This is a genomic window from Clostridium sp. DMHC 10 (genome assembly GCF_001270375.1).
Lineage (GTDB): Bacteria > Bacillota > Clostridia > Clostridiales > Clostridiaceae > Clostridium_S > Clostridium_S guangxiense.
Genome location: NZ_LGVB01000015.1, coordinates 3,001,372 through 3,015,125, shown reverse-complemented (window position 1 = coordinate 3,015,125; position 13,754 = coordinate 3,001,372). Strand labels below are relative to the sequence as shown.

The following is a 13,754-nucleotide window of genomic DNA, read 5'->3' as shown; positions in this document are numbered from 1 at the left end:
TTTGTAAATAGTTTTTTGATAAAGTTTTGGTTATATTATAGTTTATTTTTATTTATTTGGTGTATAATAGAAGTAGTACATACATAGTTGCAAAATACGAGCTAGTGAGTAAATATAGATAAACAAGCTGAAACATTTAAATTGCCAATACCAAATTTATCCTTACAAACTGGAATTTGTCGAGCACTATAGTGAAGGGTTTTAACTCACTTCGTTTGTTAAAAGACTAAGGTTTTCGCTATGCGAAAGGTGAAGGGTTTTACGGTGCTTCTCTACGAAAAATACACTATTAGCGAGATTTTACAATAAAAATAGTGATAAATTGTTTAAATAATGAACTATAAAGATTCACGCCAAAATTCCGTAGGCACGGAGGAATTTTTTCCTTGCACTACTGTGTGAGTGAAGTAACAATGCTGAAGGAACGATTTAAAAAAATTCTAATAAATCTTGGTTCAAAAGTTGTAAAATACTTAGATATTTCAATCTGTCTGAGCGATAGCGAGTTATTGAAATATCTTAGTATTTTATGATTTTTGAACCTTAGATTTATAGAATCTTTTTAACGCGACGAAGCATTGTTACTTCACAAATTCCAGTTTGTCAGGATGAATTTAATAGTACTAATTTTAAATTTTTAAGTTGTCTATTTATAGGAGTGATTAAAATGGTTTTATTAGTAGTTGATACACAAAAGCTAATAGTAAATCAAAAATTATATGAATTTGATAAGTTTGTTTCTAATGTTAAAAAGATAATACATGAGGCTAGAGAAAATAATATTGAAGTAATATATATACGTCATAATGATGGAGCAGGAACTGAATTAACAAAAGGAACTGATGGCTTTGAAATATATGAAAAGTTTCAGCCTATGGAGAATGAAAAAATATTTGATAAAAATGTCAACAGCGCTTTTAAAGGAACAGGTTTATTAGAGTATCTAAAGGATAAGGGAGAAAAGGATATAATCATTATTGGACTGCAAACAGATTATTGCATGGATGCTACTATAAAATGCGGTTTTGAACATGGCTTTAATGTTATAGTTCCAGCATATGCAAATACAACAGTTGATAATAAATTCATGTCCTCAGAGCAAAGCTATAAGTATTATAATCAATTTATGTGGAATGGCAGATATGCAGAATGTATTTCAGTGGATGAAACAGTTAAAAGAATGAAGTAGTTTAAAGTCTGCAAAATAATGAGATTAGGAGTTCAAAGCTTAGGGGTTAAATTCTCGGTTTTGAACTCTTTATTTTATCATAAATGTAAATAATATATCGCTTTATGGAAATTTGGTATTATAAAATATTTCAATGTATTATATAATTTACTTGTTATAAATAAACCGCTTCAACTATTGAAATTCATGTGCACCAAAATGCCCAGAAGACGGCATTTTGGTACAAATAAATTTCGAGTTTCAAGGTGGTTTATCTTTAATAAAGCTTGTAAGGATGTAGGAAAATATGAAAATACTTATATTTGGTATTGTCGCAAGTGGAAAAACAACTTTAGCAAAACACTTATCAGAAAAGTTAAATATACCTTATTATGAGGGAGATTGTATCGCGTGGGGATTTCCAAATGAAAAAAGATATAAACGTTCTAATGAAGAGCAGAAAAAAATAATTTATAAAATAAATGAAAATAACTCATGGATTGTAGAGGGGACTTATAGAGAAAGCCAAAAAGTATTGTATGATTTGGCAGATAAAATAATATTCTTAGATACACCTTTATATATTAGGAAATATAGGATAATTGCTAGATTTGTAAAGCAGAAAATTGGATATGAAAAAAGCAACTATAAGCCAAGTTATGATATGTTAAAGCATATGTTTATATGGACAAATGAGTTTGAAAAAAATCGTAAAGTTCACGAAGATAGGCTTATGAACTATAAAGATAAGCTTATTTGGATAAAAGCTGCAGTGGAATTAAAGGGAAAACTATAAATTTAATTTACTCATGAGGTAATAGTTGAGTTGGTAATCCTATAGTTGTTTTTGTGATTAAAAGCCATATGAAAAGGAGAAATTAAAAAATGAACTATATTATTAAATGTGGTAGAAATTTTGCTGCAATCTCAGATATTGTAAGCGCTGAACTTCACAAACATTGGATGCTGCAAATATTTCTTAATTGCGAAGATAACTTGAATATTGAAGTTGATGGAAAGCTTATTAATTGCAATGCTGCTCTTGTAAATATGAACACGGTACATACATTTAATGTAGAGGGAAAAATCCATTTTACTATGCTGCTTGATCCTACAACACAGCTAGGGCGCCTTATGAGAAGAAGGTTAAAAGAAAAGTCTTTTTATGTTTTTCCTCATAAAGAGGCAACTGTTATGCAGCAAAATCTTAAAAACGTACTTTTAAAGAGAGGCAAAGAGGCTTTGATGTTCTTTGTTAAGAGCATTGATTATAAATTTGCTTCCTGTAATATAATAAGCTTCGATGAACGAATTGAGGAAGTTCTAAACCTTTTGAATGACTATTCTTGTGAAGATGAATTTCATCAAATAAAATATTTATCTCAAAAGATGCATATTTCTGAAAGCTACTTAGCACATTTATTTAAAAAGAAACTGGAATTCCATTAAAAAGTTATATTGTTTTGCGTAAACTTCAACGTGCATATGAATTAATATTTAACGGGGAAAATATAACGACAGCAGCACTTAATGCTGGTTTTGATAGTTCATCGCACCTTGCATATACAAACAAAATGATGACTGGAATGTCTGCCACAAATATAATAAGAGATAGCGGATTTTTGAAAGTTTTCTGATGCATATTTTGATATTGTGTAATTATTAGAAAGGAAGTGTTACACAATGAATGAATATTTAAAGGAAACTCAAATGTTAAATTTTAGCCATAGTTCAATTCAGAAATTGATAAGGGAAAAGCAGTGGTCAAAGGAGGATGACTTTGAAAAAATCAGAAAAATCTATAAATTTGTTCGTGATGATATAAGGTTCGGATATAATACAGATGATACAATTTTCGCTTCTAAAGTTTTAAATGATGGTTATGGGCAGTGCAACACAAAGGGAACTTTATTTATGGCGCTTTTGAGAGCAGTTGGGATACCTTGTAGAATTCATGGTTTTACCATTGATAAGAAATTGCAAAAGGGTGCAATGACAGGATTAATTTATAAGCTTGCTCGCCAAAATATTGTTCACAGCTGGGTTGAAATTCAATATGAAGGATGCTTTTATAACATAGAGGGCTTTATTTTAGACGGTGAATATTTGAAAAAGCTTCAAGAAAAGTTTTATGATTGCAGAACTAGTTTTTGTGGATATGGTGTTGCTACGGATAATTTTCAAAATCCTCAAATAGAGTGGAATACCAATAATACATATATTCAAAAAGAAGGCATTAACTGCGATTTTGGAGTATTCTATTCACCTGATGAATTTTTCGAGAAGCATAAGCAGCGGTTATCTCCGCTAAAAAGGTGGATTTATCAAAATATTGGACGTAAGCTTATGAATAGAAATGTAGAAAAAATTCGAAATTAGTAAAAGTGCATATTTTAAATAAGTGTAAAATAATGCAAAAAGTACTTGCTACTTACCTAGGGTAATGGTATAAATTAGTATTAAGATAGTTAAATTTAGGAGATTATATATGGAGATATGGGAAAATAATCAATATGTAAAGAGTATAGAACTTAAAAGAGATAAAATAGAGTCCTTTTCTAAGTATCCATTTAATTTGTCTGCAATAAAAAATTTATCAAAGTTAAAATTACATCCTAAAGTAACCTTTATAGTTGGAGAAAATGGTTCTGGTAAATCAACTATATTAGAGGCAGTTGCTGCTTCATATGGGTTTAATGCAGAAGGTGGAACTAAGAATTTTAACTTTTCATCATGTGATACTCATTCTGAACTCCAAAATTATATTAAGCTAATAAAAGGTATAAGGAAGCCGGAAGATGGATTTTTTCTTAGGGCAGAGAGTTTTTATAATCTTGCTACCAATATTGATAATTTGGATTTAGAACAACCTCAAATTCCAAGAATAATAGATTCATATGGAGGAATTTCACTGCATAAACAATCTCATGGAGAATCCTTTTTTTCAGTATTTATGAATCGATTTAGAGGAAATGGATTATATATACTTGATGAGCCTGAAGCAGCATTATCTCCATCAAGGCAAATGTCTATGATATCGAGAATGCATGATTTGGTAAAGGAAAATTCGCAATTTATTATTGCTACGCATTCTCCAATAATAATGGCATATCCTGACTCAATAATATATGAAATAAAAAATGGAATTAGGGTTGTTAGATATGAAGAAACTGAACATTATTCAGTTATGAAAGGTTTTTTAAATGATACTGAGAGGCTTTTAAATATACTTTTGGGAAAGTAATGTGAAGTAACAATGTTTCGTCGCGTTAAAAAATTTGATAGAGATTTTAGAGAAAACTTTTATGGAATAGAGGCATGTCTTTTTAAAGATGAAAAAGATATCTGGAGATTTGCAGATGAAAGTGAATATATGTATGAGCAAGATTATCCCATTGATAAATTTAAGAAATACAGTAAAAACCTTTTTTGTTGGTTATCTGAAAAAAAGTCTTGAGTATAATTTTATTCCTGTATTAGAATTTGATGGGCTAAATAAGTATGGTTGCGAGGAAAATTTTCTTGAAAGCTTATTAGAAAAATATAAAGCTGTAAGGTTATGCTTGGATACAGGGAGACTTCATCTACAAAATAAGATAGATTCAGATTTTGATGAAAAAGAAATTATTAGAAAATTTGCAAGGTATGCTGAGGTGGTGCATTTATGGAATGTTAAAATATCCGGTAATTTAGAAAATAATCATTTCCCGGCATTACCAAGTTTGAAAGTAGAAGATGGTTGGGCACCTATTGAAGATTACCTCAGAATTATTAAAAATGAAAAAAAGAAGGTAAGGATAATGTTTGAACATAGATCTGAGTTAATAAGTAATGAAGAATTGGACAACCTATACCTTTGGGTTGCGTCTATATTGGAGGGGTAAAAAATGCTTCCAAGCAAAGGAATAGCAGAAGAGGAACTAAACATAGCAGGACAATTAAATCCTGGACCGTGGACAGAGCATTCTATTAATGTGGGACTAGCAGCTCAAATGATTGCACAAAGGTATAAAAGCCTTAATCCAGAAAAAGCATATGTCTTAGGACTTCTTCATGACATTGGTAGAAGGTATGGTGTAAGTGCAAGAAGACATGGTATTGATGGATATAATTTTGCTAAGGAAAAAGATTTCGATGAGGTTTCCCGAATTTGCTTGACGCATTCATTTCCAGTTCAAGACTTTGATAAAGAAATAGGAAAAAATGATATGAGTGCTGAGGAGAGTGAATTTGTTCGTCAGTATTTAAAAAACATAACATATGATGATTACGATAAATTAATTATCCTTTGCGATTCACTAGCTGATGCTCAAGGTTTTTGTATGCTTGAAAAACGTTTTTGTTAATACAACAAGGCGATATGGAATATTTACATTTACTGTTGAGCGCTGGAATGGCACTTTTGAAATAAAGGAATATTTTGAAAAGCAAATTGGATGTTCTATTTATGATGTGCTCCCCAATATAAAGGAAACTACATTTAAGGATGCACTATTATGGAAACCTACGAAGTAACAATGCTTCGTCGCATTAAAAAAATCCTGTAAATCTAAGGCTTAAAAATCATAAAATCCTAAGATATGTCAATAACTCGCTGAAAAAATACTCAGACAGATTGAAATATCTAAGTATTTTATGATTTTTGAACCAAGATTTATTAGAATTTTTTTAAACTGTTCCTTCAGCATTGTTACTTCGACCCCACGGTAGCGCAAGGAAAAAATTCCTCCGTTCCTACGGAATTTTAGGTGAGAATCTTTATTAAGGATAAAAATGTAAAGGTAATAAGCAATTATAAAGAATTAGAACAGTTTATAGATGATATTTATATGGAGGAATAATTTATGAAACTATTTTTAATAAGACATGGACAAACAGACTGGAATGTAAAAGGAAAAATACAAGTAAGCTGTGATACTGAACTTAATGATACTTGTATGAAACAGGCAGAAGAACTGAGTTAATAGGGTGTTGGAGAATGACTATACTATTCAAGTCCACAAAAAGGCACTTAAAACAGCAGAGGTTTTGAGTAGAATTACTAATGTGGAGCATATAGCAATGGAAGGTTTAAAGGAAATTAATTTTGGACAATGGGAAGGAATGTCATGGGAAGAAGTTGAAGAAAAATATCCAACGGAATATGGAAAATGGCACATGAATTGAAGATACACAAAACAACCTAAAGGTGAATCATACTTCAAAATTTGAGGTGAAGGTTTGTAGTGAAAAAGCCTATAGAAATTGATTTTAAATTTAAACAATTAAAAAATTTTATAGTAGGACTTCTAAAAGATCTGATAGTTACAATTGCAATAATTTTATTGATATATGAATTTAGCCCTATGATTGTTAATAGATTTGTACCTTCAGATATGTGCTTTACATATTTAAGGGATAACAACAAATTGTACGTATTATGTTCTCCAGTTGGAAATCCAGAAGAATTAAAAGGTGTTAGATTAACTAAAGCTGGTACTGTTAGGAAAGAGATATTATTTTTCTTAAAACCAAAAGCTAATGACGTATCTAATGGGATAAAAAGAGGGACAGAAATATTTACTTCTAGTAAGGGAAAGATACGTTCTGTCGAGAGCCATGAAGTTGTGTATGGAAGAAACAGGCACTTGTGTGTGGCCAGATATTCCAGAAAAGTTTTGGGCACAAGCTGTAAATGAAATGATAGGATTATAAATTTTTATATAATGAATAATTGAAAAACTACAAGGAAAGATTTCATTTAAAGAACGAACGATAATTTTTAACAAAATCAGTTAAGGATAGCAAAAGTTAAGTGTTAAACTTATTTGGGATGGGAGGGGTAAAGATGAATATTAAAGATGTTGGTACTTGGGAATTACTACAAAAGAAAATGACATGGGAACAATTAAAATATATACATAATAAACGAGTTTTGGATTTTGGAAGTGGACATGGTATAACAGCTAATCATTTTGCTGTAGATAATGAGGTTGTTGCAATTGAGCCAAATGAAAAGATGCTTTGCGATAGGTTTACAGAAAATGATTATACACAAATAAAAGGGGATATCAATGAACTTAAGAATTTCGAAGACGAATCCTTTGATGTGATATTATGTCACAATGTTCTTGAATATGTAGATGAAAGAAAAGAAATTATAAATGAATTTTCAAGAGTATTGAAGAAAAATGGATATTTGTCTATTTTAAAACATAATAGGGCTGGAAGGGTTATACAGATGGTAGTACTGCTAAATAACTTTGAACATGCAAATGAATTATTAGAAGGAAAAAATGGACATGCACAGCAGTTTGGTGAAATTAATTACTATGAGGATTCAGATATATTGGAATGGTCGGATAAATTTAGGGTGGAAAAAATCTTAGGAATGAGAACCTTTTGGGATTTGCAGCAAAATCAAGAAATTCAAAAGGATAAAACCTGGCAGGAGCAAATGCTTAAAATAGAATTAAAGGTAAGTGAATTGGAAGTGTATAAAGCTGTAGCATCCTTTCATCATGTTATTTTACGAAAAAATTAGTTGCTTTTTATGTAAGGCAGTTACGTAAATTGGGATTAAAATGATTTATATATGAAATTCAGAAGGAGAATTAATTGTGAGGATATTGATTATAGGTGCAAATGGATATCTTGGAAATACAATATAATAAGAAACTATTTATATTTAAAAGGGTGATACAAAGATGGAATTTTGGAGTTCTATGATGGTAATGGATTTATTAATTTCATTTACGATGGCTGGATTAGGTAAATATCTTATTAAAAATCCACCAAAGGAAATTAATCAGATTTTTGGATATAGAACATCTATGTCTACGAAAAACAAAGATACCTAGAAGTTTGCACACCATTACTGCGGAAAATTGTGGATGATTATAGGAGGTATAATGATTGTTCCTTCTGTAATATCAATGTTGTTTGCAATCGGAAAAGATGAAGGTACTGTAGGTAGCTTTGGTGGTATACTTTGCTTTGTACAACTTGTTTTTTTAATTGCTTCAATATTTCCTACGGAGGTAGCCTTAAGAAAAAACTTTGATAAACATGGGAATAGAAAAAAGCATGATTTTTAGTTATAGATATTATTCCTTGTAGTGAAATAGGCATGAAGGGTATTTGGATAAACAGAGATAATGAAGAAACAAAATTTGATGATATAAAATGATAACTAGCTTAGATTAATTAAAAAATAATAATTTGTAAAGGGGATATTAAAAATGACTAGTTACGAAAAAAGTTTAAAAGTTTTAACACAGCTGTTTGCAAAAGATTATCAATTTGCTTTAGCAACGTGCGATGATAACGTTCCCTCTGTTAGATTTGTGGATACCTTTTATGATAATGGCGCATTTTATATTGTTTCTTATGCAAAGTCACAAAAAGTAAAAGAGATTGAGAAAAATTCTAGAATTTCAATGTGCAATAAATTGTATCGTTTTACTGGAATTGCTAATAATGCTGGACATCCATTATTAGAAGAAAATCATGAAATTAGGGAAAAACTAATAAAGGCTTTTGACACTTGGTATTTTGCACACAATAACGAAAATGATGAAAATATGTGTTATATAAAAATAGAATTAAAACAAGGGTTCTTTTATAAAGATGGAACTGGATATAAGGTTGATTTTGAAAATAGAAAAGCTGAGGAATTCCCATTTGCATTTGATATTGTAACAGTTGAGTAAAGGTAAGACATCTAAAACTTCAAATTTAGTTGTACCAAGGTGCCTTCTTCTAGGTATTGTGGTACAACTAAAATAGTGAATTTTAAGGGGGCATATGTATGTGTGGAGTATGCAATAGAATTAAGGAAACGCTTGAAGGAAAAAACAGATATTTTGTTAAGGAGTTAGAAACAGGTTATGTTGTACTAGGGGATTATCAACGTTTTAAGGGATATACTTTGTTTTTATGTAAGGTACATGCTACTGAAATACATTTTCTAGAAAAAGATTTTAGAAATAAATTCTTAAATGAAATGTCATTAGTGGCTGAGGCTACTTACAATGCATTTAAGCCTGATAAATTAAATTATGAGTTATTAGGTCAAGGAGAAGGTGTACATATGCACTGGCACTTTTTCCCGAGGTACATAGGAGACACGCCAAACCCTGGACCGGTTTGGAGATTACCAAAAGAGGAAATGTATAATGAAAAGTATATACCTTCTGATGAAGAACTGGAAAAAATGAAAAAGAGTTTAAGAATAGAGCTAGAGAAATTATGTTGTGTTTGAAGCTTAAATCTGTAGAAAAAATTAACGAATGGTATAAATTTAACAAATTAGGTTTCTATAAGTATAGATAATTTTCCTCCATTTCATTCTTTTGGCTTGTTTATCTATATATAAAATAGAGGTGTTTATTTATGTTGCCATATACAGATAAAGATATAAAGGATATTTTAACTACAATAATAACAGACGTTGAGTTTACTATTATTCCTGTAGGAAACCACGATATAGGTAGGAACTTAGTTTATAAGGTGGTAGTTGGTGGTGAGAATCGGTATATTTTTAAGATATACTCTTTAGCTAAAAGAAGAATGAGGGAAATAGAAGCATCAGAGTTGTTAAGAAAAAGTAATATGGTAGTACCTAAAGTTGTTAAATATGGAGAATCAAATTCTCGTGAATGGATTTTAAAGGAGTATATAGACGGTGAGCTATTTGAAAAAATGTACACTCGCATTGATATGGACAACCAATTATTATTATTTGCGCAAATGGGAGAAGAACTTGGAAAAATACATTGATCTCAAAAGTTTGACTTTATAGGTGATTGGAATAATAAAATTAAGCTTGATAAATATGTAGATTATACAATTAGCAAAATTGAAAATAGCATAGAGGAAATTTCCAATCAAGGTTTGCCCGATATTAAACTGCTAATGAAGGGAATTAAAATATTAAGAGATAATTATGGATTTCTATATAATAATATTAAAGAATCCAGATTAACTCATGGTGATTTTGATGGCAGGAACATTTTAGTTACAAATGCAAATGATAAATATAAAATAAGTGCAATAATTGATTTTGAATCGTGTTATCCTGAAAATTGTGAAAATGACTTAGTAAATTTATATTTTAAGTATTTTTGGATAATAAACAGTATGAAAAAAGCATCTCTCAATGGGTATAACAAATATATGGTAATTCAAAGTGAGTTTTATAAAAAATTAAAGGTTTATTTAATTCGTTTGATAATAGACCATTGTAGTTGGTCATACATAAGAGCCAATGATTACTATACTAGTAATATAGATTTTTTAAAGAGATTATTATAATTTTTAAATAAACTTGTTCCTTACCTAAGGTAATGGTGTAAATTAGTATTAGGTTATATTTTAGATAATTATTCGAAATGAATTTAAAGGAGAAATTATGGAGAATATTGTTATAAAACCACATCATTTATTAGATATTTTAAAACTTTACGGAAAAGGAATAAAAAATTTTGTCCCAGATATTAATTATAAGCATAACTTTTATTTAATCGCAAATATGATTGTAAATGGAAAAGTAGAATTTATAAGGTTTACTAGAGATTGTGATGATATTTGCAGGCCCTGTAAGTATTGTAAAACAGAAAAATGTTACGATGTTGTTGCTTTTTTAAATGGATATAGTAAAGACCAGTATAATAAAGAAATAGACGATGAACTGCTTAAGATTTGGAGTCTGCGTTTTGGTATGGATTATAATTTTAAAGATATTTTAGTGATGCTTTCAAAAGAACTAAATTATCATTTATTTAAAAAAAGTATGGAAATATGAGCAAGAATATGCTATTCAATTTAGGAATGTATTTACAATTATGGGATCATACAAGGTATTTTTGAATTATATGGGTATTAAGGATTAATATCGTATAATAAATCATAAAATTTAGTTTATGGAGGAACATATTATGTTAAATCCCAAAGAAGCAGAAAAAGAATTAGAAATAGGTGCAAAGCTAAACCCGGGACCATGGGTAAAACATAGCATGTCAGTTGGTTTAAACGCTAAATTAATTGCGGATAAGATTGATATATTAGATAGTAATAAGGCTTATGTTATGGGATTATTGCATGATATAGGACGTAGAGCAGGTATAAAATCAATCATGCATACAATTGATGGGTATGATTATATGATGAGTTTAAATGAAAAAGAGATTGGAAAAATATGCTTAACACATTCATATCCAATACAAGATGTAAATACGTTTTTTGGAAAATTTGATTGCACAGAAGAACAAAAGGTTTTCTTGTGCAGCTTTATAAAGAATGCAGTATATGATGATTATGATCGATTAATTTAATTGTGTGATGCAATATCATTGCCGAATGGTGCTTGTATTATGGAGAAAAGGTTAATTGATGTGGCACTTAGACATGGTTGCCGGATTTTACTATTGATAAATGGAAAGCATTTTTAGAGTTAAAAAAGTACTTTGATAAATTATGTGGTTGCAATATATACACGCTTCTGCCAAACGTAATAGAAAATTCTTATGAGAGTTTAATATAGAGATAAACAGGCTGAAAAGCTAAAATTACTAACACCAAATTTATCTCTACAAACTGGAAGTTGATTCAGAGCACAGAGTACAAAGTACAGAGTACAGTGAAGGTGGATTTACCTTTCGTTTCTCTCAGGTAAATCTTAGAGCTTAATAGTGTCAGCTACGCTGAGCACTATATTTTAAGCGCTTTGCGTGCATTAAGTTTAAGATTTTTTGTAGCGACAGCGGAGAAAAATCATCCTTCATGCGTGCATTAAGTTTAAGATTTTTTGTAGCGACAGCGGAGAAAAATCATCCTTCACTGTACTCTGTCCTCTGTACTTTGTACTCTGAGTTAAATTCCAGTTTATCAGTACATACTTGTCATTTATAATTTTAAGCATTCAAGGTTCTATCTATATTATTCCTCTGATTTCTTTTAAGTCTTTTATTCCTTCTTTTTTCATAAATTCTTCTATTCCAGCTATTATATCAAGGCAAATATCAGGCTTTATAAAATTAGCTGTTCCAACCTGAACCGCATGAGCCCCAGCCATTATAAACTCAACAGCATCCTCTGCGCTGTATATTCCACCCATACCTACAACAGGCACTTTAACTTCCTTAGAAACTTCATAGACCATTCTAAGAGCTATTGGCTTAATGCAGGCACCAGAGAGTCCTGCTGTAACATTATTAAATACAGGTTTTCTTCTTTTTATATCTATTGCCATACCCTTAAAAGTATTGACAAGAGATATTGCATCAGCACCAGCTTCTTCACATTTAACAGCCATATCTACAATATCTTCTGCATTAGGTGATAATTTAACCATTAAAGGTTTAGTACAAACTTTTTTAACTTCAGCTACAACGTTATAAGCTACATCAGACTTTATACCAAACGCCATACCACCATGTTTAACATTTGGGCAGGATATATTAAGCTCAATAATATCACATGAGGTTTCATTTAAAAGCTTTATTCCTTTAATATAATCTTCTTCACAGCCGCCGCCTAAATTAGCAATACAAACTGTATCAAATTCCTTCATTTTAGGAAGTTCATTTTCTATAAAATGCCTTACACCAGGATTTTGAAGTCCAACGCTGTTCATTATTCCACTAGCTGTTTCAAATATTCTATCTCCATTATTTCCTTCCTTAGGGTTTATTGTAAGTCCCTTAGAACATATTCCTCCAAGCTTTGATACATCGTAGTAGTTTGAATACTCTTCCCCAAAGCCAAAGGTTCCAGAAGCAGAAATAACAGGATTTTTAAATTTAACTCCACATATGTTTACATTAGTCATTTAAAATCAACTCGCTTCCTAAAAATACTGGTCCTTCTTTACAAGTTCTCTTCCTACCGCCCTTTGTTTTACATGTACATACCAAACAAGCTCCTATACCACATGCCATTTTTTTCTCCATAGATACATATACAGGAGTTTTTGATGCTTGACACATTTTTATAACTTTATACATCATAACTTCAGGTCCACAGCACAAAACCATATCATAATTTTCCGGATTTAATAAGTCAGTAACATACCCTTTATGTCCAATACTTCCATCTTCTGTGGATAACTTCAAGTTATTAACATATTTTTCCACATTATCCACAGTTTTACTCATCGTTTTAAATCCCGCATAAAAATCTACATCACATTCTTTTAATTGACTTGCTAAGTAAACCATAGGAGCTATTCCTATTCCACCGCAGACTATAGCTACTTTTCCACTTACCTTATCTACATCAAACCCATTTCCTAAAGGACCTGTTATCTTTATTTCATCATTAGTTTTTAATTGTGATAATATTTTTGTTCCTTTTCCAACCACTGAATATAAAAATGATATTTCTTCATCGCTGGCAAAATGTACACTTATAGGTCTTGAAAGTACAGGCTCCACATCCCATGCCCTTAGAAGATAAAACTGACCTGGTTTTACATTAAACTTTCCTTTTATTGTTAGCTTATATATTCCGTCTTCTATTTTTATATTTTCATATACCTTTTCTACAGTATATTTTTCTTTCATGGCTTTTCCCTCAACTTTTCCTTATATAATATAGTGAAATAACC

General features: G+C 30.3%; 19 protein-coding genes and 2 pseudogenes. 19 read left to right on the top strand and 2 right to left on the bottom strand.

Features of this window, described 5'->3' with window-relative positions; genetic code table 11:
• Positions 1–667 precede the first annotated feature (667 nt).
• From AGR56_RS16505 to AGR56_RS16425, 19 genes and pseudogenes are all read left to right on the top strand, one after another.
• Positions 668–1,189, top strand: a complete 522-nt coding sequence (locus AGR56_RS16505) for a cysteine hydrolase family protein (protein ID WP_053243131.1) — start codon at positions 668–670, stop codon at positions 1,187–1,189.
• A gap of 286 nt (positions 1,190–1,475) precedes the next feature.
• Complete coding sequence (locus tag AGR56_RS16500; protein ID WP_053243130.1) at positions 1,476–1,964, top strand: AAA family ATPase; 489 nt, start codon at positions 1,476–1,478, stop codon at positions 1,962–1,964.
• Positions 1,965–2,053: 89 nt separating this feature from the next.
• The gene (locus tag AGR56_RS16495) at positions 2,054–2,617 is read left to right on the top strand and encodes an AraC family transcriptional regulator (RefSeq protein ID WP_242851509.1); all 564 of its coding nucleotides are present in this window, start codon (positions 2,054–2,056) and stop codon (positions 2,615–2,617) included.
• Positions 2,618–2,631: 14 nt separating this feature from the next.
• Positions 2,632–2,805 (top strand): hypothetical protein, encoded by a 174-nt coding sequence (locus AGR56_RS22270; RefSeq protein WP_242851508.1) that lies wholly within the window; start codon positions 2,632–2,634, stop codon positions 2,803–2,805.
• A 46-nt stretch (positions 2,806–2,851) separates the two neighbouring features.
• Entirely contained in the window at positions 2,852–3,547 is a 696-nt protein-coding gene (locus AGR56_RS16490; protein ID WP_053243129.1) for a transglutaminase-like domain-containing protein, read from the top strand.
• A gap of 109 nt (positions 3,548–3,656) precedes the next feature.
• The gene (locus AGR56_RS16485) at positions 3,657–4,412 is read left to right on the top strand and encodes an AAA family ATPase (RefSeq protein ID WP_053243128.1); all 756 of its coding nucleotides are present in this window, start codon (positions 3,657–3,659) and stop codon (positions 4,410–4,412) included.
• Between the two features lie 115 nt (positions 4,413–4,527).
• The gene (locus AGR56_RS16480) at positions 4,528–5,052 is read left to right on the top strand and encodes a hypothetical protein (protein WP_053243127.1); all 525 of its coding nucleotides are present in this window, start codon (positions 4,528–4,530) and stop codon (positions 5,050–5,052) included.
• Positions 5,053–5,055: 3 nt separating this feature from the next.
• A pseudogene (locus tag AGR56_RS16475) lies at positions 5,056–5,683 on the top strand (HD domain-containing protein).
• A gap of 329 nt (positions 5,684–6,012) precedes the next feature.
• Positions 6,013–6,132: a histidine phosphatase family protein gene (locus AGR56_RS23035; RefSeq protein WP_278279668.1), complete on the top strand. Its 120-nt coding sequence runs from the start codon at positions 6,013–6,015 to the stop codon at positions 6,130–6,132.
• Positions 6,133–6,139: 7 nt separating this feature from the next.
• Positions 6,140–6,334, top strand: a complete 195-nt coding sequence (locus tag AGR56_RS23030) for a histidine phosphatase family protein (RefSeq protein WP_278279667.1) — start codon at positions 6,140–6,142, stop codon at positions 6,332–6,334.
• A gap of 59 nt (positions 6,335–6,393) precedes the next feature.
• The gene (locus tag AGR56_RS20910; protein WP_053243125.1) at positions 6,394–6,846 is read left to right on the top strand and encodes a hypothetical protein; all 453 of its coding nucleotides are present in this window, start codon (positions 6,394–6,396) and stop codon (positions 6,844–6,846) included.
• Positions 6,847–6,995: 149 nt separating this feature from the next.
• Entirely contained in the window at positions 6,996–7,691 is a 696-nt protein-coding gene (locus AGR56_RS16460; protein ID WP_053243124.1) for a class I SAM-dependent methyltransferase, read from the top strand.
• A gap of 163 nt (positions 7,692–7,854) precedes the next feature.
• Positions 7,855–8,244 (top strand): annotated as a pseudogene (locus AGR56_RS16455) (SdpI family protein).
• A 144-nt stretch (positions 8,245–8,388) separates the two neighbouring features.
• Positions 8,389–8,859, top strand: a complete 471-nt coding sequence (locus AGR56_RS16450; RefSeq protein ID WP_053243123.1) for a pyridoxamine 5'-phosphate oxidase family protein — start codon at positions 8,389–8,391, stop codon at positions 8,857–8,859.
• A 98-nt stretch (positions 8,860–8,957) separates the two neighbouring features.
• Entirely contained in the window at positions 8,958–9,410 is a 453-nt protein-coding gene (locus AGR56_RS16445; protein ID WP_053243122.1) for an HIT family protein, read from the top strand.
• Positions 9,411–9,541: 131 nt separating this feature from the next.
• Entirely contained in the window at positions 9,542–9,928 is a 387-nt protein-coding gene (locus tag AGR56_RS16440; protein ID WP_053243121.1) for a phosphotransferase, read from the top strand.
• A gap of 114 nt (positions 9,929–10,042) precedes the next feature.
• Complete coding sequence (locus AGR56_RS16435; RefSeq protein ID WP_053243120.1) at positions 10,043–10,462, top strand: phosphotransferase; 420 nt, start codon at positions 10,043–10,045, stop codon at positions 10,460–10,462.
• A gap of 97 nt (positions 10,463–10,559) precedes the next feature.
• A complete protein-coding gene (locus AGR56_RS16430) occupies positions 10,560–10,952 on the top strand; it encodes a DUF1284 domain-containing protein (protein ID WP_053243119.1) in 393 nt (130 codons plus the stop codon).
• Positions 10,953–11,085: 133 nt separating this feature from the next.
• Complete coding sequence (locus AGR56_RS16425) at positions 11,086–11,481, top strand: HD domain-containing protein (protein ID WP_242851507.1); 396 nt, start codon at positions 11,086–11,088, stop codon at positions 11,479–11,481.
• A gap of 599 nt (positions 11,482–12,080) precedes the next feature.
• Here AGR56_RS16425 and AGR56_RS16420 read toward each other — a convergent pair.
• Both AGR56_RS16420 and AGR56_RS16415 read right to left on the bottom strand, forming a co-directional pair.
• Complete coding sequence (locus tag AGR56_RS16420) at positions 12,081–12,977, bottom strand: dihydroorotate dehydrogenase (RefSeq protein ID WP_053243118.1); 897 nt, start codon at positions 12,975–12,977, stop codon at positions 12,081–12,083.
• Complete coding sequence (locus tag AGR56_RS16415) at positions 12,970–13,710, bottom strand: dihydroorotate dehydrogenase electron transfer subunit (protein WP_053243117.1); 741 nt, start codon at positions 13,708–13,710, stop codon at positions 12,970–12,972. The genes AGR56_RS16420 and AGR56_RS16415 overlap by 8 nt, the downstream gene beginning before the upstream one ends.
• Positions 13,711–13,754: the final 44 nt, after the last annotated feature.